The following is a 22,328-nucleotide window of genomic DNA, read 5'->3' as shown; positions in this document are numbered from 1 at the left end:
TACGACGCTGGGGCAGACGCAACCAACCGCTGGAGTACGTATCACTGCAACACCGACCGATGACCACGTGAACGAAATGACGTCGATGGGCGTGTCGGCAGGCGCCGGCATGATCCACTACGTCCTGCTGACGCGTGACGATCTCGGCCGTAGCGTGGTGGATTCCCGCGTGATCGACGTCGACCCGACCGACGGTCTCGACGGTGCCGGTCGTGTCAACGCCGGTATCGACGTCATGCTCACCGCCGCCCGCGAGGCCGACACGCGTGTCGGACCGATCGGCGTGGCCGCCCGGACCGCCGCCCAACGACGCCACCTGCGGTCGCGGGGGAGCGGCCCCCGCCGCCAGATCCATCTGGTCGCCGAGGACGAGGCCGTCGTCGCCTACCTCGCCGACACCGGTGAGATCGACCGGTTCTCCACCGCTGTCGTCGTCGACTGCGGTGACACCGGAATGACGATGTACACCGTCGACCCGCGCGACCGCCGGATCACCGCCGTCGAACGGTCGACGGTCATCAGCGGCCGGCGCCTCGACCGTGCCATCGCCGCTAACCTCACCGCCGACAACCCCGCACTCGGCGAAGCGTCGCGCACCCGCGCCGGACGCAGCGAGCTGCTCAGCGCCTGTCGGACGGCGAAGGAGGAGATCGCGTACGGGCCTTCGGGATCCGGGGTCGCCGAGGGGTCCTCGGTGACGCTTCCGGGCGGCTCGGGTCGGGTGTCGCTGACCGAGACCCATGTGGCGGATGCGGTCGCACCGATGGTCCGCGAGGCGCGCGAGGTGTTCGACCGGTACATCGCGGATGCGGCCGCCCGAGGTGTCAGCCCGGACGCGGTGGTCTTCGTCGGCGGTCTCGCCAACCTGCCCGCGGTCCGCGAGATGGCGCGGGGACACGAATTCGACACGGTGTGTCCGTCCACCCCCGAACTGGTGGCGGCGACGGGAGCGGCGCTGCTGGCCGGCGAGAGTTTCTCGGGCACCACCCGACTCGCCTTCATCGGGGGCCAGCGGCAGCGTGAGTGGTTGTCGGCCACACCGCTCGCGGTCGCGGGCGCGATCATCGCCGCGGCACTGATCACCGTCTACGCGGTCAGCTCGTCGTTCGCCGAACGTCAGAACCCTGAGCCGTCGCCGACGGTCGGCAGCGTGCCGGCGGTCGCGACGACGAGCGAGGACCGGCCCGACCCGGTCCCGACGACGTCGGCTCCGGTGACGCAGGTCCCGGACCAGCCGATCGAGCAGACCTACGAGCAGCCCGTCTACCCGCCGCAGCCTGTTCCGCCCCCGAGCTGGGGCGGACCACCGGGCTGGGCCACCACCGAGTTGCCGCCGACCTTGCCGTCGACCGGTACGAGCACGCGTACGTTGTCGCCGTTCCCGTGGCCGACCCTCCCGTTCGCACCGGGTACGACTCCGTCGATCCCGCCGGATCTGTTGCCGCCGGACCTGCGGCCGCGGAGTTCCACGCCGACTCCTCCGCAGCTCAACCGGACTCCCTCGCCGCCGCGATCGACCACCGACAGCGGTCGGGGGGCATCGCCGAACGGAGTGGAGTCGGGAGCGCCCGTGCCGTCGGCGCCCGGCGCGTCGACGCCGAGCACACCGGTACCCATCCCGCGCTGAGGCGTTCGGGAGGAAGTACCGGTGTCGTGGGCCGAGAACGGCTCAGGCGTCGCGGCGCGCCAGTTCGACCGTGCGCTTGAGCAGGTCGCTGATGGCGTCGAACTCGGTGAGGAAGCCGTCGTGCCCGGTGTCGGAGCGCACGACCTGCAGGCCGCCGACGCAGTTGCCCAGTTCTTCGGCGAGTTCGGCCTGTAACCGCAACGGGTACAGGCGATCCGAGTCGATACCGCCGACGATGACGGGGACCCGGCACTCGTTGAGTGCCTTCTTCACGCCACCGCGGTTGCGGCCGACGTCGTGGTGGTTGAGGACCTCGGTGAGCACGACGTAGCTGCTCGGGTCGAAGCGCTGCATCAGCTTCGACGCCTGGTGCTCGAGGTAGCTCTGCACGGCGTACCGGCCACCGAGCAACGGCTGCTCGTCGCCCTGCGGCTTGTTCTCGAACCGTTCGTCGAGTTCGTGTTCGGTGCGGTACGTCAGGTGGGCGATCTGCCGGGCGATGCCCATGCCGGCCAACGGGATCTGTCCGGTGGCGTGGTAGTCGCCGTCGTGCCATGCCGGGTCGGCCTTGATGGCGGCGATCTGCGTGTTCTGGATGCCGATCTGGTCGGCGGTGGCGCGGGCGCCCACGGCCAGCACCAGTGCACTGCGGACACGCTCCGGGTATTCGATGGCCCATTCGAGTGCGCGGGCTCCACCCATCGAGCCGCCGAGAACTGCTCCGACGCTGCGGATTCCGAGACGGTCGAGGAGGGCGACCTCGGCGCGGACCTGGTCGAGCACGGTGATCTGCGGGAAGCGCGAACCCCACGGCCGGCCGTCGGAGGCGAGGGAGCCGGGGCCGGTCGATCCCTTGCAGCCGCCGAGGACGTTGGCCGAGATGACGCACCACTCGTCGGTGTCGATGGCCATGCCGGGGCCGATGAGGCCGTCCCACCAGCCGGGCGCCTCGTGCTCGTCGTCGGCGGGACCGGTGACGTGGGAGTCGCCGGTGAGTGCGTGCAGGGTGAGGATGACGTTGTCGCGGGACGGCGACAACGTCCCCCAGCGCTGGAACGCCAGGGTGACGTTGTCGATCCGTTCGCCGCTGTCGAGAGGCAGCGAGCCGATGCCCATGCCGACGAGCTTCCCGTCCGGGACCGATTCCCAGTCGGGCTGATCAGACGCTTGCGCGTTCAGGTCGATACTCACCGACAAAACTGCCTCACCTGTCTCACTTGGCGGCTGCGAAGCCCTGTTCGAGGTCCGCCAGGATGTCGTCGATTCCCTCGATACCCACGGCCAGGCGCACCAGGCCCGGGTGACACCTGCGGCGAGCTGCTCCTCGGGGGTCAGCTGGCTGTGGGTGGTCGAGGCCGGATGGATGACCAGCGAACGGACGTCGCCGATGTTGGCCACATGGCTGTGCAGACTCAGGGCGTCCACGAACTTCTTGCCCGCGTCGACACCGCCGTTGATCTCGAAGGCGATGATCGCACCCTGGCCCTTGGGGGCGAGCTCCTGGCCGCGCTGGTACCACGGCGAGGACTCGAGACCGGCGTAGGCGACGGACTCGACCTGGGCGTGACCCTCCAGGAACTTCGCGACCTTCTGTGCGTTGGCGACGTGACGCTCGACGCGCAGGCTCAGGGTCTCGAGGCCCTGGGCGAGCAGGAACGCGTTGAACGGGGCGATCGCGGCGCCGGTGTCGCGCAACCACTGGACGCGAGCCTTGAGTGCGTAGGCCGGGGCGCCCAGGTCGGCGAAGACCGCGCCGTGGTAGCTGGGGTCCGGGGTGGTGAAGCCGGGGAACAGGTCGGTCTTGGTTCCATCTGGGCCGTCCCGCTGGACGCGCCAGTCGAAGGTGCCGCCGTCGACGATGACGCCGCCGACCGCGGTGCCGTGTCCGCCGATGTACTTGGTGGCCGAGTGGACGACGATGTCGGCGCCGTGGGCCAGCGGGTTGATCAGGTACGGGGTGGCGACGGTGTTGTCGATGATCAACGGCACGCCGTTGCGGTGCGCGACCTCGGAGATGCCCTTGATGTCGAGGATCTCGTTGTTCGGGTTGGAGATCGACTCACCGAAGAACGCACGGGTGTTGTCACGGACGGCGGCCTGCCACGACGCGGGATCCTCGGGATCCTCCACGAAGCTCACCTCGATGCCGAGCTTCGGCAGGGTGTAGTGGAAGAGGTTGTAGGTGCCGCCGTAGAGACGCGGGCTCGACACCACGTGACCGCCGGTCTCGACGATGTTGAGGATCGAGTAGGTCTCGGCAGCCTGGCCCGAGGACACGAGCAGAGCGGCGACGCCGCCTTCGAGGGCGGCGATGCGCTGCTCGACCGCGTCCTGCGTCGGGTTCATGATGCGGGTGTAGATGTTGCCCGGCTCCGCGAGACCGAAGAGGTTCGCCGCATGCTGCGTGTCGTTGAAGACGTAGGAGGTGGTCTGGTAGATCGGCAGCGCCCGGGCATTCGTGGCCGCGTCGGCGGCCTGGCCGGCGTGGATCTGCTTGGTCTCGAAGCTCCAGCTGTCGGCTGGATTGGTGCCCTCGTTGGCATCAGACATGACGATTGATCACTTTCTACGGTCGGCAGGGCCAAACTCGACCCTGTTGGGGTCCGACCTTCGGACCCGCGCTTGCCGGGGCGTCGCTTCTGCGATCCCACAACCCGGTCATCACCCGGAGCACCCCACCGCGGTTGGAGGGTTGCCGATCAGCAAGCCGGGGCTTGACGCTGATACTCATGACCTGGCGACAAGGATATAACACGGATGTGAGTGCCAGAGAACCCTCCCGGTCACCGCGAATCGAACCCCTCGAAAGGCGCCGGAAACGTGTATCGAATGTGTAGTCCGACCGGTTGAAATCGCGGAATGTGCAGTGTGAATCGCCAGTACACGATCATTAGCGTTTCTCAGCATCGTGTCAGGTTCGTCGGAGCCGAATAGGGTTCGGGCAACCCCGGCGGACGGCTCCACCATGTGGTCCGGGCTCATCGAGGAGAACGACCTCATGGCTGCGATGGCGCACCTCCGGTCCCGTCGGACCTCATTGCTGATCGCTTCGATCACCGGTTTCGCCGTCGCCGCGGCGATGTGTCTTCCGGGCGAGGCGCTCGCCGATGACTCGGCTTCCTGCGGCGCGGGCGCCGTCGTGATCGCGGCGGGCACCAACGACCCCGAGGGACGACACCTCGTCGGCGTCACACAGCGTTATACGGGCCTCGGACCGAACGGACAGCCCGATCCGAATTCGCAGTACGCGGGCGACGCCGGTTACAAGGTCATCTACGCCGACTATCCGACGACGCTGTGGCCGCTGGGCGCGGCCGGCTACGACGACAGCGTCGCACAGGGGAACGCGGCGACCAAGTCCGCGATCGCCGGCTACCAGTCACGGTGTTCGGGCAGACCGGTCGTCGTGGCCGGGTACTCCCAGGGCGCCCGGGTCGCCGGCGATGTCCTCGCCGACATCGGCTCGGGTGCTCCCGTCGAGGTAGTGGCGACCGACGAGAACGGCGACCCGATTCTCGACGACGAGGGCAACCCGGTCACCGTCGTCATCGACCCGGACGGGGTCAGCGGCGAGCTCTACTCCGACCCACGGCGGGCCGGGGACAAGACCGGACGCGGAATCGAACTCTCCTTGATCGGCGTGATCCCGGGGCTGACGATGTCCGGTCCGCGCGGGGCCACCGGGACCGACAGCGGTTTCGGTGAGCTCGAGGGCCGCGTGGTGTCGGTGTGTATCGAGGGCGACCCCATCTGCGACCTGCCCGATCCCATCTACGACCCGATCGGTGCGATCGACGGGCTTCTCGGATATCAGGTCAAGCACTTCCTCTACCCGTTCGCGATGTACCGGGACCCCACGTCCCAGTGGGCGACGCGACCGGTCTCGTGCAACGCCGCGGGCACGGTCTGCATGGTCGGGGCGAAGTCCGCATTCGCCGAGCTCGTCCAGGGCTGGGCGTCCGACCTCGGATACACCGGCGAGATCGGCGACTTCCTGTCCGGCCGTCCGACGATCGGCCTGCCGCTCGGCATCACCCTGGCGAACCTGCAGCCCGTCGTCCGCCTCGTCCAGGGTTTGCTGCCGCCGCTGCCGCAGCTGGGTTACGGCGGCTACCTTCCCGACCTCTTCGTCTTCGAGGACATCCTGCAGGGCATCGTCAGCCTGTCCCCGGCGCGTCTCATGCGCGGTGTGACCGCGCTGGCCGCCAGCGTGCGCAGCATCGTGCTGCTGCCGGTGAACTTCGTCCGGTACTGGGCGGGTGAGATCGTCGGGCCGACGGTCACGTCGCAGCCGACGACCCCTGCGGTGCTCGCATACGACGACGCCGGCGGCTCCCGCGCGTCGGTGGCCCTCGCGCGGTTCGTCGCCACCGTCGACGACGAGTCCGGGACCGGCGCGCCGGTGGTCGAGGCGACCGACCGCGGTTCCGACGGGCCGGCCGTCACCGACGTGGCCGGTCCGTCGGGTGACGACTCCGCCACGGGCCCGGACGCAGCGGCGACCGTGCCGGCGGCCGAACCCGACCGCACCCCGACCGGCGGTGGAGACGGCACCGTCCCCTCGGCCGGTGGCAGCGATCCCGGCGTCACGCGCTCCGAAGGCGACCCCGCGGATGCGCCGTCGTCCGACGATGGGACCTCGGGCGGTCCGGACGGCGGCTCCGGGGGTTCGGAGAGCTCGAACTCGGACAGCTCGAACTCGGACAGCTCGAACTCGGACAGCTCGAACTCGGACAGCTCGAACTCGAACAGCGGCAGTGGCGCGGACAGCAGCAGCTCGAACTCGGACAGCAGCAGCGACTCCGACGGCTCGTCGAGCAGCGGCTCGGGCGCCGAGTAGGTCCGCCGGGCAGGAGCAGTCGAACTCTGTGAATCAACTCACCGGGTGTAGGGGAATGGCGCGCTCCGGGGGCCGGTTGGCATGAGGCGTGCCTGACGCTCCCACGACGACCTCCGGTGCACCGGACGATCTCGCTCTGAACGTGCTCGACGACGCGTCGTCGACGGTGCGGGGGCGTCCCTCGACGATCTCGGGTCGTGCCCGCCGGCTGACGATCCTCGCGCTCGCCCTCGGCGGTTTCGGTATCGGGACCACCGAGTTCGTCGCGATGGGGCTGCTCCCCAACATCGCCGGCTCGCTCGACGTCTCCGAACCGACCGCCGGTCACGTCATCTCCGCGTATGCGCTCGGCGTCGTGGTGGGTGCCCCGCTGATCGCGGCGCTGACGGCCCGGATGTCGCGGCGGACGCTGCTGATCGCCCTGATGGTGGCGTTCACCATCGGCAACCTGGCGACCGTGCTCGCGCCGTCGTACGGACTTCTCCTGGTGGCGCGGTTCGTCGCCGGTCTGCCGCACGGTGCGTACTTCGGGGTGGCGGCGCTGGTGGCTGCGCACCTCGCCGGCCCGGGGAATCGGGCCAAGGCGGTCGGGCAGGTGATGCTCGGTCTGTCGGTCGCGAACGTCGTCGGCGTGCCGGCGGCCGCCTGGCTGGGGGAGACGTTCGGCTGGCGCTCTGCATTCGCGATCGTCGTCGTCATCGGTGTGGCGACCGTCGTCGCACTGGTCCGCGCGTTGCCGAGCCTGTCGGGTATGACGATCACCGACCCGCTGACCGAGCTCGGGGCCCTCAAGCGGTCGCAGGTGTGGTTCACCCTGGTGATCGGCGTCGTCGGATTCGGCGGGATGTTCGCCTTCTACACGTACCTGAACTCGGCACTCACCTCGGTGACGGGATTATCGGTCTCGGTCGTGCCCTTCGCCCTGATGCTGTACGGCCTGGGCATGGTGACCGGCAACTTCGTCGGCGGTTACGCCGCCGACCGCAGTGTGTCCATCGCCATCCTCGCCGGGCTGTTCACCAGTGCCGTCACGCTCGCAGCCTTCGCGGTCCTTGCCCAGAATGCCTGGGCGGCACTGATTCTCACGTATTTCGTCGCACTGACCGGGTCGACGATGCTCCCGGCGCTACAGACGCGCCTGATGGACGTCGCGGCCGACGCACAGACGCTGGCCGCCGCGCTCAACCACTCGGCGCTCAACATCGCCAACGCCGCGGGCGCCTTTCTCGGCGGCGTCGTGGTCGGTGCCGGCTGGGGATTCCTGTCGCCCTCGGCGATCGGTGCGCTCCTGGCCGTCGGTGGCCTCGCCGTCGCCGGAGTCGCGATCCTGACGGCCCGACGCCGGCCTGCCGGCGCCTGAGTGGTGGAGGGTGCGGCCGGTCAGCCGTTGGACGGGGGAGTCGCGATCGTCTTCGACAGGTAGAGCGGCTCGCCGAGCTTGTTGATCAGCTCGAGCTGTGTCTCGAGGTAGTCGATGTGCTCTTCCTCGTCGGCGAGGATCTTCTCGAGGAGATTCGCGCTCGTGATGTCGCCCTTCTCGCGGCACATCGCGATGCCCGGGCGCAGTCGCTCGACGACCTCGACCTCGATGGCCATGTCCGACTCGAACTGCTCGCGGATCGACTGTCCGATGCGCAGCGGCAGCAGACGCTGGTAGTTCGGCAGTGCCTCGAGGAACAGGATGCGGTCGGTGAGGATCTCCGCGTGCGTCATCTCCTCGATGGACTCCGCGCGGGTCTTGGCCGCGATCTCGGTGAGGCCCCAGCTCTCCTGCATCTTCGCGTGGAGGAAGTACTGGTTGATCGCGGTGAGCTCGCTGGTGAGCTGCTCGTTGAGGAGTTCGATGACCTCGTCGTCGCCACGCATATGACAGCCTCCCGTTAGCCGAATATGTCTCGTGACGAAGCTAACACGGCAAAACCCCCGCGCGCGCACTCGCGCGAGGTTGTGACCGGAGTTGTCGGATGTCAGATCATGCGGCGCTCGTCGCGGTGGCCAGCCTTTCGCTCAGGATGCTGTCGAGTTTGTCCAGGCAGGTTCCGCAGCCCTCGCCCGCGCCACACCGATCGCTGATGTCGTCGACGGTGTAAGCGCCGGCATCGCAGTGCTCATGAACTTCGTCGACGGTGACGGCGCGGCAAATGCAAACGAACATCTCTGGACCTAACGTAGAGCCTGGATTAGGTAATGCTTACATACTCTGCGGGGCTCGCGCAAGGGTTGCCTTACCTCTATTTCGTCTCATTCCGAGACGTCGGAAACGCTCTCTGCAGGTGCGCCGCGGGCGCGGCTCTGTCGGACCGCATCCGTAGGATGAGGCCTCGTGCCACTCTCCATTTCCACGGTCAACGTCAACGGAATCCGCGCAGCGGTCAAGCATCGTTCCGAAACCAACCGCGGGTTCCTGCCCTGGTTGGAGGACTCGTCGCTCGACGTCGTGCTGCTGCAGGAAGTGCGTGCGAGCGAGGACCTCGCCCGGGACGCCCTGGCTCCCGCGCTCGACGCCGGCTGGCATCTCACGATGAGCGAATCGGCGGTCAAAGGGCATGCCGGAGTCGGCGTGCTGACCCGCTCGGCCCCGGGCGCCGTCCGATTCGGCTTCGGCAGCGCGGAGTTCGACGATCTCGGCCGCTACCTCGAAGTCGACCTCGACACCGACCTCGGTCCGGTGACCGCGGCCAGCCTCTACCTGCCGAAGGGTGCGGCGCTCACCGACGCCGAGAAGGACATCGCCAAGTACGAGGAGAAGGCGCGGTTCCTCGACGAGTTCGGCGACCACCTCGGTCGGCTGGTGCGTCGTCGTCGGCATGTGGTCGTCGGCGGCGACTGGAACATCGCCCACGCAGAGGCGGACATCAAGAACTGGAAGGGCAATCTCAAGAGCCCGGGCTTCCTCCCGCACGAGCGTGCGTGGGTCGACGGTCTCCTCGATGCCGGCTGGCACGACGTCACCCGTGACCTGTACCCGGGCGAGAGCGGTCCGTACTCGTGGTGGTCGTGGCGCGGCAAGGCCTTCGACAACGACTCCGGGTGGCGGATCGACTACCAGCTGACGAATCGCTCGCTCGCCGAGCGCGCGGTCAAGTCCACGGTCGACCGCGCCGCGGCGTATGACCTGCGCTGGTCGGATCATGCCCCGGTCACCGTCACCTACGAGTGAGGCGGGTACCGCCCGCGTAAAAGGGCTTTCCGTGTCTGCGAAAATGGACCGATGAGCTCTGACGTCTCCGCAAACGGCGCCGCCCGCCCCCGCGTGCTGTCGGGAATCCAGCCCACCAGCGATTCCTTCCACCTCGGCAACTACCTGGGTGCGGTCCGGCAGTGGGTGGCCCTCCAGGACGACTTCGAGGCGTTCTATTTCATCCCGGACATGCACGCGATCACGGCATCGTTCGATCCGAAGACCCTCGCCGATCGCACGCGTCTGTCGGTCGCTCAACTGCTGGCCGTCGGCGTGGATCCCGAGCGCTCCACGATCTACGTCCAGTCACACATCCCGGAGATCGCCGAGCTGACGTGGGTGCTGTCGTGCATCACCGGTTTCGGTGAGGCGAGCCGGATGACGCAGTTCAAGGACAAGTCGGCCAAGCAGGGCGTCGACGCCGCGGGCGTGGGCCTGTTCACGTATCCGATCCTGATGGCCGCGGACATCCTCGCCTTCCAGGTGGATCAGGTGCCGGTGGGCGAGGACCAGCGTCAGCACCTCGAGCTCACCCGCGATCTCGCGCAGCGTTTCAACTCACGGTTCGGCAAGGTCCTCAAGGTCCCGCAGGCGTACATCGTCAAGGAGTTCGCGAAGATCTACGACCTCCAGAACCCGACCGCGAAGATGAGCAAGTCGGCGGAGACCGACAAGGGCCTCATCAACCTGCTCGACGAGCCGAAGAAGTCCGCGAAGAAGATCCGTTCGGCGGTGACCGACACGGAGACAGTGATCCGGTTCGATCCCGAGAACAAGCCGGGTGTGAGCAACCTGCTCACCATCCAGTCGGCCCTGAGCGGTACGCCGGTGGATGTCCTCGTCGACAAATACGAGGGCAAGGGGTACGGCGACCTCAAGGTCGAGACCGCTGACGTCCTGACCGAATTCGTCACGCCGCTGCGCGGTCGCGTCACGGAGTACATGGACGATCCGGCCCAGCTCGACGCGATTCTCGCCCGTGGCGCGGAACGCGCCCGGTCGGTGGCCTCGGCGACACTCGAGTCCGTCTATGACAAGGTGGGGTTCCTGTCACCGAGGCGCTGACACAGTACTGAGTGCGGTGGCCTCGGCGATCCGACGAGGAGGCGTGCGGTGAGTTCGGTGGTCGATTCGGGGAAGTCACTCGTCACCCGGGCGAAATCGATCTACGAGGACCGGCGCGAGCGCTGGACGTGGCTCGACCATCTCCTGCGGACCTTCGATCGCTACAACGATCGACGAGGAAATCTCTACGCCGCGAGCATCAGTTTCAACGGCATCCTCGCGCTCGTCCCGATCATCATGGTCGCCTTCGCGGTCGCCGGTTTCGTGCTGGCCCGGCAGCCGGAACTGTTGCAGGACATCCAGGACGCGGTCGTGGAGAAGATGCCGGGGCAGCTCGGCGATCAGGTGTCCGACATCATCACCTCGGCGATCGACTCCCGCACCACGGTCGGTGTGGTCGGTCTGCTCGGCGCGGCGTTCACCGGCATCGGGTGGATCTCGGGTGTCCGTGCCGGGATGACCGAGATGTGGGGCGGCCGCGTACAGCGCAACGCCGTGATGTCGAAGGTGTGGGACCTCGTGGCGTTCGCCGGTCTCGGCGTCGCCTTCGCGGTGACGATGGCCGTTACGGCCCTGGGTAATTCGGGTCTGACGCGGACCGTGCTCGGGTGGGTCGGTCTCGACGACGCATCGTGGGCGCCGATCCTCGTCCGGTTGGTGTCGATCGCGGTCTCGATCCTCGCCACCTGGGCGCTGTTCACGTTCATCATGGCGCGACTCCCGTTGGTGCAGTTGCCCTTCCGCAACACGATCAAGGCCGGCCTGATCACCGCGGTCGCCTTCGAGATCGTCAAGACGATCGGCGGTATCTATCTCTCGTCGGTGCTGAGCAGTCCGGCGGGGGTGGCGTTCGGCCCGATCCTCGGTGTCATGGTGTTCGCCTACCTGGCGTCGCGCATCGTCCTCTACGCCGCCGCCTGGTGCGCCACCGACCCGGCGAATGCGGAGTTCCAGGTCGTGGAGGACACCGACGCGGAACTGCATCGGCCGGTTGTCATCTCGCCGACGGTCGAGGTGAGTCCGGCACCGCGCGCCGGGGCGCTGGCGGCGGCGGCCGCGGTCGGAGCGCTGGCGATGGCGGTCATCGGCCGGCGAGGACACCGCTGACGCCGCACGAGGATGATCACCCCACCGAGGAGGGGCGGGCTCGATCTTCGGAGTGCTCCAGAATCCGGGCCAGGCTCCCACCGGTGGTGAGTCCGCCGAGGGCCATCGCGAACAAGTCGTCGGCGAGGCGGTTGTCTGCTTCGTCGCCGGCCGGAGTGAACCAGTGCTGCATCCAGTTCAGGATGCCGACGAGCGACAGGGCCGCGATCTTGGGGCTCACCGGTGGGTTGAACTCGCCGCGGGCGACCCCGTCGGCGATGAGGTCCTCGAGGATGCTCATGTACCTGGCGTCCATCTCCCCGAACTTGCCGAACTTGTCGGACAGATCGGTGCGCCCGATGTTGCGTAGGTACACGAATGCCGCGGGGTAGTACTCGCTGAAGACCCGAACCTGGATGCGGAACAGCGTGCGCAAGCGGATGGTCGCCGACTGCCTGCCGTCGTCTCGCAGTTGTTCCAGATCGGCGAGCAGGACATGCGCCGGACGCTCCACGACGGCGAGTAGCAGCTCTTCCTTGTTCTGGACGTAGTTGTAGATGCTGCCTTTGAGGATGCCCACACGCGCGGCGATGTCCTCGAGTGTCGCACTGTCGTAACCGCGGATCCGGAACTCCTCACCGGCCGCTTCGACGACATCTGTCCACCGGCTGGGGCGGGCCATCACACCTCCTGTGTCGAATCGGGCGGTCTCGGGCAGTCATGGATCGTCCTAGTGGCTACCGATCAGGACCCGATGGTAGTTCGTAGGTGGCCGGGAACCGCGACATCCCACGCGTGAGAAGCGTGGGCGCCCACGAGATCGCCGAGTGGGGATCGAGTGTCAGGCCGGGGAGTCGTCCGAGCGCGGCCGGTACCGCGATCGACGTCTCCAGCCGGGCGAGCGGTGCACCGAGGCAGTAGTGCAGGCCCGCACTGAAACCGAGCTGTCGGCCGGGGCGTCGCCCGACGTCGAAGGTGTCGGGATTCTCGAACGCGTCGGGATCGCGGTTCGCGCTGGACAGGAAGAGGAAGACGCGTTCTCCGGCCTTCATCTGCTTCCCACGCCAGATCATGTCCTCGGTCACGAGACGCACCACACTCTTCGCCGGCCCGTCGTAGCGCAGGAGTTCCTCGACCAGTCCGTTCACCCGCGCCGGGTCGGTGGCATCGAGGTCGGTCTGCTGCCCCGGATGTTCGAGCAGCGCCAGGATTCCGTTGCCGATGAGGTTGGTCGTGGTCTCGTGTCCGGCGAAGAGCAGCAGGACGCCGGTCGCGATGACCTCGTCGTGACTGAGCGAGTCATCGTCGTCACGCGCCGCGATCAGCATCGAGATGAGGTCGTCGGCTTCCGACCTCTGGTGGGCGGCGACCAGATCATCGAGGTAACCGGTGAGTTCGGTCATCCCCTCTGCACCCCGGCGATGCCGGTCCTCATCGCCGAGACTCCCGAAGACGAGTCCGCTGATCTGGTCGGACCAGTCCTTGAACCGATCACGGTCTTGCTTCGGGACGCCGAGCATCTCGGCGATGACCGACGCCGTCAGCGGATAGGCGTAGTCGGCGATGAGGTCGACGTGGTTGTCGCCCCTGGCGATCACCCGGTCGAGCAGTTCCTCGGCGATCGCCTCGATCGCCGGGCGCATTCGCGACACGGAACGCGGGGTGAACGCTCGGCTCAGCAGTCGCCGAAGTCGCGTGTGGTCCGGCGGATCCTTGAAGACCATCCAGTCGTCGAGCACGCCGAAGGCCTCACGGAGCAGCGGGTCGGTGCCGGGACGGCTGAGGATCTTCTCGCGGTACGGAGTGATGCGGTTGGAGGTGAATCGTGGCTCTCTGAGCGCCTCGGTGACATCCTCGAACGAGGTGATGAACCAGGAGCGGTACTTGGCGTCCCAGTGGACCGGATCCTGTTCGCGCAGTGACGCGAACACCGGGTACGGATCGGCGAGAGCCGCGGGGCCGAGGAGATCGGCGCTGTCCACGTCGAGGTCGGACGTGCTCATGATGCCTCCAGAATCGTCATGACACAGGAGTTCCCATCGAGGACGGAGACACCTCCGCCCATCGTCTCGATTAGTCCGAGCCGTGCCGACCCGACCTGTCGGTCGCCCGCGCGTCCGCACAGCTGCCAGGTGATCTCGGCGATCTGGGCGAGTCCGGTGGCTCCCAGCGGATGGCCCCGCGACAACAGTCCGCCCGACGGGTTGACCGGCATGTCGCCGCGCAGTGATGTCCTCCCCGCCGCCACCGCGGCGCCGCCCTCACCCGGCGCGACGATGCCCAGTGCCTCGGTTGTCACGATCTCACCGATCGTGAAGGCGTCGTGTACCTCGAAGACGTCGATGTCGTGAACGGAATCGACTGCGGCGGCGGCGAGTACATCGACCGTGGTGTCGCGGACGATGTCGAAGCCCCACACATGGGGCGACGACTGGTCCCAGACGCGTCCGCTGCGCATGGCGGTCGCGCGCACGGTCACCTCGCCGTCGGCGCCGGTAGCGGGCGCCAGGATCGCGGCGGCGGCACCGTCACTGGTCGGGCAGCATTGGAGGAGTGTGAGGGGATCGGCGATCAGCCGCGAGCTCAGCACCTCGTCGATGGTCAGGCGGTTGCGGAACGGGGCCCGGGGATTCCCTGCCGCGTGCTCGCGATTCTTCACCGACACCGCGGCCAGCTGCTCCGGGGTGACCGCTCCCTCGTGGAGGTAACGGGCGGCGCTCATCGCGTACAGGGCGGGCAGCGCGAGGCCGGTACGACCTTCCGGGTCCGTCGACTCGGGCACGATCGGGCCGGTGAACGCGGTGCTCATCTGTTCCACGCCGAGCGCCAGGACCCGTCCGAACCTGCCGGTGCGGACCGCCTCGTAGGCCTCGACGAATGCAGTTGTGCCGCTGGCACAGGCATTCTCCACGGTGATGATGGGGACACCGGTGACGCCCATACTCCGCAGCACGCGTTGCGCAACCCCCGGTGCGCCGAAGACCGTGCCCACCCAGACCGCGTCGACGGCCTCGATGCCGGCGTCGGCACAGGCTTCGTCGACGGCTTCGGCGACCAGCGAGATGATGTCCCGATCGGGTTGGCGGCCGAGGCGGGACATGCCGACCCCGCGCACCGCGACGCGGCTCATGCACCCACCGCCTCGACCTGGAGATCGCCCTCGGCCGACGGGGCGAGCAGACGCACAGCCCGGCCGATCGCCACCGGAGCGCCGGTGACGTGTGCCAGCACGCGAGGACCGTGATCGAGGTCGACGTAGGCGATCTCGTACGGCGGGACGTGTGTTCCGACGGCGATGTTGACGACGGTGCGGCTCCAGACGGTGCCGGTGTCGCCGAAGCGTTCCGGGTTCACGTTTCCGGCGCAGCCGGGGCAGTGCGGCCAGGCGTAGGCGATGGCACGGCGGCACTGTCCGCACCGCGAGCCGGACACGGTCCAGACGCCGTCGGCTTGTTCCATCACGGGGCGAGGGTCGGTGCCGGGGGTGCCGGTAGGGGAGACGCTTGTGTTCACAGTCACACGATAAACATAGGTAAGTCTGGTTATCAAGGAGGAGGAGGCCCGGGGTGCGAGCGAAACATGCTGCCGAGACGGCGATATGCGCGTAGTGCTTGACACCGACTAGTGACTCGCATCACTATGAGTGCGTCAATAAACCAACCAACGTTTGGTCAAGCCGAAGGTTGGTTTCTATAGGGAGGTCGCACATGAGGTTTGGTCTGTTCGCGATGCCGGAACATCCTCCGATCGAGAACTGGTCGCTGTCGTATGACCGCGACATCGACGAGATCGTCCTCGCGGAGAAGCTTGGTTTCAGCGAGTTCTGGATCGGCGAGCACCACACCGGCGGTTACGAGAACGTTCCGATGCCGGAATTGCTGCTGGCGAAGGCCTCCGCGCTCACCAGCAGGATTCGACTGGGTACCGGCGTGATCAACCTTCCGTACCAGGACCCGTTCCAGGTGGCCGAACGGATGGCCTTCCTGGACCACCTCACCCACGGCCGCCTGGAGTACGGATTCGGCGGTGGTGGCCTGCCCACCGATCAGGCGCTCTTCCAGCTCGAACGATCCGAGGCCGCGCCGCGCACCGCCGAGGCGCTCGAGATCATCTGGCAGCTGCTGACGTCCGACGAACCGGTGAGTTACGAAGGCGTGTATTGGAAATACGAGAACCGCCAGCTGCAGGTCGGGCCCTATCAAGAGGTCCCCCCGTTCGCCATCGCCGGCCTGACCGGAACCCACAACTACGCCCGCTGTGGCGCCAAGGGCTGGAAGGCGCTCAGCGTCTATTTCGCGCCGGGCGACAACAACGGCTACCCCAACGCCCCCGATCTCGCGGCCCATGCCGCCGCGCTCACCTCCGCAGCGGCGGAGAACGGCCTGGACCCCGATGTCGCGCGTCAGAATTGGCGGATCACTCGCGAGGTCTACGTGTCCGACAGCAAGGACCAGGCCATGAGGGAGATCAGGGAAGGCGTGCACCGGTCGTACGAGTATCTCCTCGGCCTCGGTCTCGGCGCGCTGATGAAGAAGGACGAGAACATGCCCGACGCCGAACTCACCTTCGAGTGGATGGTCGAGGAGATCCCGTGGATCATCGGAAGTCCCGAGGACTGTATCCGGCAGATCCGCGAACTCGAAGAGGTCACCGGCGGTTTCGGGACCTTCCTGATCAACAGTCGTGACTGGGTGACCACGGACAAGTGGAACCGGTCCCTCGAGCTCTTCGCACGCTACGTCACACCGCAGTTCACCCCGCGCGAGAACATGGCTCGTCGCAACAAGCTCGCGCGCGTCGCCCTGGGGGTCTGACCTGTTGACGTCCCGCGAGCCCGTATCTGCCAGCTAAGGACAGACTTTCGATGACCTCATCACACACGATCGCCTCCGGGCCGGTCGCCGGCACCACGGACCAGAGGCCGGCGACTCGCCGGTACTGGGACGAGGCCCGTGAGACCTGCGATCCCGCCGACCGCGAACGTCGCATCCTCGAACGGATGCAGCACCAGCTCCGCTACGTCTACGAAGAGCTGCCCTTCTACCGTCGTCACTACGATCGGCACGGGTTCCGGCCCGACGCGGTGCAGTCCCTCGCGGACTTCACCGCCAAGGTACCGGTCATCACCAAGAAGATGCTCGTGGAGGACCAGCGGGAGCACCCGCCGTTCGGTTCGTACACAAAGGATTTCGGTGCCGGCGGCATCGCCCGCATCCACGGCTCGTCGGGGACCTCGGGGACCCCGACAATGTACGCGGTGTCCCGGGGTGACTGGGACCGGGCGGCCGACGTGCACGCCATGGCCCAGTGGTGTGCCGGGGTGCGGCCCGACGACCTCGTACAGATCGGCTTCCCGTTCGGTCTGTTCTTCGGTGGTTGGGGCGTCCTGCAGGGTGTGGAACGTATCGGGGCGTCCGTCTTTCCTCTGGGGGTCACCGACTCCGAGAAGCACATCGAGATGATCCGCACTCTCGGCTCCACGGTGTTCAGCGCGACCCCGTCGTACTGCATACACCTGCTGTCCGTCGCGGAGCGGATGGGTGTCGATCTGCGCAACAGTTCGGTACGGCACGTGCTGGTCGGTGGAGAACCCGGTGGCAGCCTGCCCGGAACCCGACGCATCATCGAAGAGGGCTGGGGCGCAACGGTTGCCGATGCGGGGTCGACGTCGGAGATGTATCCGTTCCAGACCAGCGTCGGATGCGAGGCCGGTACCGGTACCCATCTGATCACCGACGAGGTCTACACCGAGGTCGTCGATCGGAACGATCACAACGTGGCGATCTCGGTCGGCGAGCGGGGTGCGGTGATCTACACGCATCTCTGGCGTGAGTCCCAGCCGATGATCCGCTTCGCGCCCGGAGACGAGACGTATCTCGACGACACTCCCTGCGTCTGCGGACGAACGTACCCGCGCATGCCCGAAGGCGTGCTCGGACGACTCGACGACATGCTCGTCATCCGGGGTGCCAACATCTATCCGAGCGCCATCGAGACAGCGTTGCGCGACATCCCTGAACTCGGACCCGAATTCCGGATTCATGTCCACACCGAAGGTGCACTGGACGAGATCGAAGTCCACGCCGAGGTCTCGGCCGGCACCCATGAGGCCTGGCAGGCGGTGGACGACGACCGACGTGCCGAAGCCCAGGCTGCGCTCGTAGGCCGTGCCGAGGCTGTGCTGAGGCAGCGGCTGGGAATCCGTATTGTGTTTGAGCCCCTCACGCCCGGAACTCTGGAGCCGACCACCTTCAAGGCACGCCGCGTCATCGACGCTCGTGGCGTGCGCTGGTGACCGTGGAAGGTCTCCGAACCCGCCACGTCCCAGAGGACCTCCGACGCCTTCGGGGCCGGCCAGGTGATGGCGTATGACACAGACTTCCGTGGTCAAAGGCCCGGTCGCCATCGCGTCGGACGATGCGCAGTGGGTCGGAGTGGTTGTGAGCGACGTGCGCTCCGTGGGCATCGGGGTGGTGAGTCTGTCGTTGGAAGCGGATGACGGGACCGCGCTGCCGGACTTCTCGCCGGGCGCCCACATCGACCTCGACCTCGGCGACGACCTCGTTCGGCAGTACTCGCTGTGCGGCTTGCGCGGCGAGCCGACATGGCGCATCGCAGTCCTGCGGGAACGCGAGAGCCGTGGCGGCTCCGAACGTGCGCACCGACTTTCCTGCGGCGACCGAGTCCGGGTTCGAGGACCGCGCAACCACTTCCCGCTCGACGATGCCGACGAGTACCTGTTCATCGCTGGAGGGATCGGGGTGACGCCGATTCTGCCGATGCTCCGCGACGCCGAGGAGCGGGGTGTCCCATGGTCGCTGCACTATGGCGGACGTACGCGGGATTCGATGGCTTTCGCAGAGGAACTCGCCGGGTACGGCGACAAGGTCGTCCTGTACCCACAGGACGAGGTCGGCCCATTGGACCTGACGCGGGTTCTCGGTGAACCGCGAGAGGGCGTCGGCGTGTACTGCTGCGGACCGGAGGGGCTCCTGACGGCCATCGAATCGGAAACGGCCGATTGGCCGCGCGAGACTCTGCACACTGAGCGCTTCAGCCCGGCCGAGCCGGTGGGGCCGCGCATCGGTGACGCGTCCTTCGTGGTCGAGTGTCAGATGTCCGGGGTGAAAGTGACTGTCGCGGAGGACGAAACGATCCTCGAAGCGGTCGAGCGGACCGGCGGGGTGATCGTCTCCTCCTCCTGCCGGGAGGGAACCTGCGGAACATGCGAGACCACCGTCCTCGACGGCGTACCGGATCACCGGGATTCCGTGCTCACCGACGACGAGCGCGAAGCCGGGGACGTGATCATGACCTGCGTATCCCGGGCCCGTACCGCCCGACTGGTACTCGATCTGTGAGAAGCCTGAAGCGAGAGAAGCCATGCGATGACTGAACCGACCGGTCTCGTCCCGAGCCGCCTCCGAGAAGTGTTCGGTGCCTTCCCGCCTGGCGTCGACTGGGTCGCTCTGGACGACGGGAGCATGTCATGACGTCGGTGGTGCTCAACCGGGCCTCGGTGCTGCACGCGGTGGCGTCGATCCGCGAAGGTCGCGCGGTGGTCGTCATCGACGACATGTCACCGATACACCACAGTGCGCTCGTGCTTGCTGCCGAGCACGCGACCACAGAGTTGATCGCCGGTGTGACGGAGTCCGAAGGCTTCGCCCGACGACATGGTCTGAGTGCGATCCGACTGTCGGCCGGGTAGACGAGGAACGAGTCACCTGCGCCCGAAGAGCCTGAGGCCCAACAGGAGCAGGATCACTGCGGCCAGCGCGGACACCAGACCGATCAGGACGCGCACCGACATCGGGGAAGCGGTGTCGGAACCAGAACTCGCCAGGTGTGAGTCCGACGACGACGCAGCTCGCCGCGCAGGCGGTTCCGCGGCCTCGTCGCCGGTCGGCTCGACGAGACGTCCGACGGTGACGTCCGGGCCGGTACGGAAGCCGTATTCGAACATCTCCCGTGCCTGGTCCGAGTACATGTCGCCCTCCACCGACAAGCCGAACATCTGCACGATCAGGATGCGGCGCCCGTCGCGTTCGGCTGCGCCGACGAAGGTCTTGCGGGCGTCGTCGGTGTAGCCGGTCTTGCCGCCCAGCATCCCCGGATACCCGTCCACGAGAAGACGATTGCTGCTGTACATGTCGTAGGCCGGATGGTCTTTGTCGCCGGGCACATCAGGACGGCGCGGGTAGCCGGGGAACCGGAAGGTCGGTTTCGCGATCAGCTCCCGAAAGGTCTCCTGCGCCATGGCTGCTCGGAAGATCAGTGCGAGATCGTACGGTGAGGAGGACATTCCGGCGGCATCGAGGCCGGACGGGCTCGCCGCGCGGGTGTCGGCGGCGCCCAGTTCGCGGGCGCGCTCGTTCATCTTCTCCAGAGTGGTCTCCACGCCACCCAGTTCGCGGGCGAGTGCGTTGGCGCAGTCGTTCCCCGACACCATGACCAGTCCGGTCAGCAGGTCGCGGACGGTGTAGTGGCCGCCCGGACCCATCCCGCACGAGTCGCCCTCGGTGCTCCAGTCCTCCGCGGTCGGGACGACCGTCGCGTCGAGGTCCAGTTCGTCGAGGACGATGAGCGCGAGCAACACCTTGATCGTCGACGCGGGTCGGTACCGCCCGTGGGGATCCTTGGCCGCCAGGACGTGGCCGGAGTCGAGATCGGCGATCAGCCATCCGGCCGAGGTCAGCCGCGGCGGAACGGGACCCGCGGCGGGATCGGCGACGACGCCGCAGTAGGACAGATCGTCGCCGCCGATCGCGGGTGTGGGGACCGGCAGCGAGGGCGGGGTCGTCGAACCCGGTGCGACGACCTCGGATTCGTCGACTGCCGGCGGCGTGCCGACCTTGTGGGGACAGTGATCGGTGACCGGCGTCGTGAAGACCGGCGACGGGCCGGTCGGGACGGGAACGGCCCCGGCTCGTCCGACACCGGCCGGGCCGAGGGAGATCACGCACAGGAGGGCGCACAACAGAGCGGCGACGAGTGCCGATGCGGTCCGGCGAGTCCACCCCGAGGTCACCGATCGCACGTTACCAGCGGAACCACGCGGTCTCCGGACGTGCGAACCCGACGTGTCCGACGTCCGGCCGCGAGGACTACAACGGCCCGGACTACAGCAGCGAGTACGCCTCGCCCAGGACCGATCGGAGGATCTGCTCGATCTCGTCGAACTCGGCCTGACCCGCGATGAGCGGCGGCGCGAGCTGGACGACGGGGTCGCCGCGATCGTCGGCGCGGCAGTAGAGCCCGGCGTCGAACAGTGCGGTGGAGAGGAATCCGCGCAGGATGCGCTCGGACTCGGCCGCCGTGAAGGTCTCCTTGGTGGCCTTGTCCTTCACGAGTTCGATTCCATAGAAGAAGCCCTCGCCGCGGACGTCACCGACGATCGGCAGGTCGTACAGCTTCTCGAGTGTCGCCCGGAACGCCGGCGCCTGCGTCTTGACGTGGTCGTTGAGGCCTTCGCGCTCGAAGATGTCGAGGTTGGCCAGCGCGACCGCCGCCGACACCGGGTGACCGCCGAAGGTGTAGCCGTGGGCGAAGGTCGTCGTGCCGTCGCGGAACGGTTCGAAGAGCCGGTCGCTGGCGATCATCGCGCCGTTGGGGGAGTAGCCCGACGTCATGCCCTTGGCGCAGGTGATGATGTCGGGGACGTAGCCGAAGTCCTCGCAGGCGAACATCGACCCGATGCGACCGAACGCGCAGATCACCTCGTCGGAGACGAGTAGGACGTCGTACTCGTCGCAGATCTCGCGCACCCGCTCGAAGTAGCCGGGCGGCGGCGGGAAGCAGCCGCCCGCATTCTGGACCGGCTCGAGGAAGACGGCGGCCACGGTGTCGGGGCCTTCGAACTCGATCGCCTCGGCGATGCGGTCGGCGGCCCAGCGCCCGAACTTCTTCGGGTCCTCGGACATACCGTCGCCGGCTCGGTAGATGTTGGTGTTCGGCACCCGGAACGCGCCGGGCGTCAACGGTTCGAAGGCTTCCTTGAGCGCCGGCACGCCGGTGATGGCCAGTGCGCCCTGCGGGGTGCCGTGGTAGGCGACCGCCCGCGAGATGACCTTGTGCTTACCGGGTTTGCCGACGAGCTTGAAGTACTGCTTGGCCAGTTTCCAGGCACTCTCGACGGCCTCGCCGCCGCCGGTGGTGAAGAAGACGCGGTTGAGATCGCCGGGGGCGTAGGCGGCGAGTCGCTCCGCGAGTTCGATGGCAGGTGGCGTCGCATACGACCACAGGGGGAAGAAGGCGAGTTCCTTGGCCTGTTTTGCCGCTGCTTCGGCCAGCTCCTCGCGTCCGTGGCCCGCCTGCACGACGAAGAGGCCGGCGAGGCCGTCGAGATAGCTGCGTCCCTGATCGTCGTAGATCCGGACGCCTTCGCCGCGGGTGATCACCGGCGGGGTGATGGCGTCGCCGTGCCGGGCGAAGTGGCCCCAGAGATGAGCCGCGCTGCGCGCGCCGAGCGACTCGGCGGAGTTCGGGGGTGTCGAGGGTGCGGTCAGTGTCATGGTGACTTCCAGTCG

At 67.4% G+C, this 22,328-nt stretch carries 19 protein-coding genes, 1 pseudogene and 1 riboswitch; of the genes and pseudogenes, 10 read left to right on the top strand and 10 right to left on the bottom strand.

Translation table 11 applies throughout. The features are described 5' to 3' along the window. Positions 1-85 precede the first annotated feature (85 nt). The gene (locus BLU62_RS14610) at positions 86-1,627 is read left to right on the top strand and encodes an Hsp70 family protein (RefSeq protein WP_074852915.1); all 1,542 of its coding nucleotides are present in this window, start codon (positions 86-88) and stop codon (positions 1,625-1,627) included. Positions 1,628-1,669: 42 nt separating this feature from the next. Here BLU62_RS14610 and metX read toward each other — a convergent pair whose 3' ends face one another. Both metX and BLU62_RS14600 read right to left on the bottom strand, forming a co-directional pair. Continuing rightward, complete coding sequence (metX, locus tag BLU62_RS14605) at positions 1,670-2,824, bottom strand: homoserine O-acetyltransferase MetX (protein ID WP_074850212.1); 1,155 nt, start codon at positions 2,822-2,824, stop codon at positions 1,670-1,672. 16 nt (positions 2,825-2,840) lie between these two features. Next, positions 2,841-4,177, bottom strand: a pseudogene (locus BLU62_RS14600) (bifunctional o-acetylhomoserine/o-acetylserine sulfhydrylase). Positions 4,178-4,240: 63 nt separating this feature from the next. After that, positions 4,241-4,362: riboswitch (SAM riboswitch) on the bottom strand. 263 nt (positions 4,363-4,625) lie between these two features. On the opposite strand from BLU62_RS14600, the gene BLU62_RS14595 reads away from it, so the two are divergent. Continuing rightward, positions 4,626-6,467, top strand: a complete 1,842-nt coding sequence (locus BLU62_RS14595) for a cutinase family protein (protein ID WP_074852914.1) — start codon at positions 4,626-4,628, stop codon at positions 6,465-6,467. Between the two features lie 88 nt (positions 6,468-6,555). Next, positions 6,556-7,827 carry an MFS transporter gene (locus tag BLU62_RS14590; protein WP_074850211.1) on the top strand — a complete coding sequence of 424 codons (1,272 nt, stop codon included), beginning with the start codon at positions 6,556-6,558 and terminating at the stop codon, positions 7,825-7,827. A gap of 20 nt (positions 7,828-7,847) precedes the next feature. Here the strand turns inward: BLU62_RS14590 and bfr are convergent, their stop codons facing one another. Both bfr and BLU62_RS14580 read right to left on the bottom strand, forming a co-directional pair. Continuing rightward, positions 7,848-8,333 carry a bacterioferritin gene (gene bfr, locus BLU62_RS14585; protein ID WP_074850210.1) on the bottom strand — a complete coding sequence of 162 codons (486 nt, stop codon included), beginning with the start codon at positions 8,331-8,333 and terminating at the stop codon, positions 7,848-7,850. A gap of 106 nt (positions 8,334-8,439) precedes the next feature. Next, positions 8,440-8,622 carry a (2Fe-2S)-binding protein gene (locus BLU62_RS14580; RefSeq protein ID WP_074850209.1) on the bottom strand — a complete coding sequence of 61 codons (183 nt, stop codon included), beginning with the start codon at positions 8,620-8,622 and terminating at the stop codon, positions 8,440-8,442. A gap of 168 nt (positions 8,623-8,790) precedes the next feature. Between BLU62_RS14580 and BLU62_RS14575 the strand changes: the two genes are divergently transcribed. The 3 genes from BLU62_RS14575 to BLU62_RS14565 are packed head-to-tail and all read left to right on the top strand — an operon-like array spanning position 8,791 to position 11,820. Further along, entirely contained in the window at positions 8,791-9,627 is an 837-nt protein-coding gene (locus BLU62_RS14575) for an exodeoxyribonuclease III (RefSeq protein WP_074850208.1), read from the top strand. Between the two features lie 51 nt (positions 9,628-9,678). Beyond that, a complete protein-coding gene (trpS, locus tag BLU62_RS14570) occupies positions 9,679-10,713 on the top strand; it encodes a tryptophan--tRNA ligase (protein ID WP_074850207.1) in 1,035 nt (344 codons plus the stop codon). A gap of 48 nt (positions 10,714-10,761) precedes the next feature. Further along, positions 10,762-11,820, top strand: a complete 1,059-nt coding sequence (locus tag BLU62_RS14565; protein ID WP_074850206.1) for a YhjD/YihY/BrkB family envelope integrity protein — start codon at positions 10,762-10,764, stop codon at positions 11,818-11,820. A gap of 16 nt (positions 11,821-11,836) precedes the next feature. On the opposite strand, the gene BLU62_RS14560 is transcribed toward BLU62_RS14565, so the two are convergent. The 4 genes from BLU62_RS14560 to BLU62_RS14545 are packed head-to-tail and all read right to left on the bottom strand — an operon-like array spanning position 11,837 to position 15,318. After that, on the bottom strand, positions 11,837-12,481 hold the full coding sequence (locus BLU62_RS14560; protein WP_074850205.1) for a TetR/AcrR family transcriptional regulator: 645 nt from the start codon (positions 12,479-12,481) through the stop codon (positions 11,837-11,839). Positions 12,482-12,536: 55 nt separating this feature from the next. Beyond that, positions 12,537-13,802 (bottom strand): cytochrome P450, encoded by a 1,266-nt coding sequence (locus BLU62_RS14555; RefSeq protein WP_074850204.1) that lies wholly within the window; start codon positions 13,800-13,802, stop codon positions 12,537-12,539. Next, entirely contained in the window at positions 13,799-14,929 is a 1,131-nt protein-coding gene (locus BLU62_RS14550) for a thiolase family protein (protein ID WP_074850203.1), read from the bottom strand. Before BLU62_RS14550 ends, BLU62_RS14555 begins: the two co-directional genes overlap by 4 nt. Then, positions 14,926-15,318: a Zn-ribbon domain-containing OB-fold protein gene (locus BLU62_RS14545; protein WP_074850202.1), complete on the bottom strand. Its 393-nt coding sequence runs from the start codon at positions 15,316-15,318 to the stop codon at positions 14,926-14,928. The genes BLU62_RS14550 and BLU62_RS14545 overlap by 4 nt, the downstream gene beginning before the upstream one ends. A gap of 188 nt (positions 15,319-15,506) precedes the next feature. Between BLU62_RS14545 and BLU62_RS14540 the strand changes: the two genes are divergently transcribed. From BLU62_RS14540 to BLU62_RS14525, 4 genes are all read left to right on the top strand, one after another. Further along, positions 15,507-16,613, top strand: coding sequence for an LLM class flavin-dependent oxidoreductase (locus tag BLU62_RS14540; protein ID WP_074850201.1), 1,107 nt, complete (start codon positions 15,507-15,509; stop codon positions 16,611-16,613). Positions 16,614-16,663: 50 nt separating this feature from the next. Continuing rightward, entirely contained in the window at positions 16,664-18,094 is a 1,431-nt protein-coding gene (locus BLU62_RS14535) for a phenylacetate--CoA ligase family protein (protein ID WP_074850200.1), read from the top strand. 73 nt (positions 18,095-18,167) lie between these two features. Then, positions 18,168-19,160: a PDR/VanB family oxidoreductase gene (locus tag BLU62_RS14530; protein ID WP_074850199.1), complete on the top strand. Its 993-nt coding sequence runs from the start codon at positions 18,168-18,170 to the stop codon at positions 19,158-19,160. A 128-nt stretch (positions 19,161-19,288) separates the two neighbouring features. Beyond that, entirely contained in the window at positions 19,289-19,510 is a 222-nt protein-coding gene (locus BLU62_RS14525) for a 3,4-dihydroxy-2-butanone-4-phosphate synthase (protein ID WP_074850198.1), read from the top strand. Between the two features lie 12 nt (positions 19,511-19,522). On the opposite strand, the gene BLU62_RS14520 is transcribed toward BLU62_RS14525, so the two are convergent. Next, the gene (locus BLU62_RS14520; protein ID WP_074852913.1) at positions 19,523-20,830 is read right to left on the bottom strand and encodes a D-alanyl-D-alanine carboxypeptidase family protein; all 1,308 of its coding nucleotides are present in this window, start codon (positions 20,828-20,830) and stop codon (positions 19,523-19,525) included. Positions 20,831-20,921: 91 nt separating this feature from the next. Then, positions 20,922-22,313, bottom strand: coding sequence for an aspartate aminotransferase family protein (locus tag BLU62_RS14515; RefSeq protein WP_074850197.1), 1,392 nt, complete (start codon positions 22,311-22,313; stop codon positions 20,922-20,924). Positions 22,314-22,328 lie beyond the last annotated feature (15 nt).

The sequence above is a fragment of the Gordonia westfalica genome, from assembly GCF_900105725.1.
GTDB classification, from domain to species: domain Bacteria; phylum Actinomycetota; class Actinomycetes; order Mycobacteriales; family Mycobacteriaceae; genus Gordonia; species Gordonia westfalica.
This window is presented reverse-complemented; position numbering and strand designations above follow the sequence as displayed.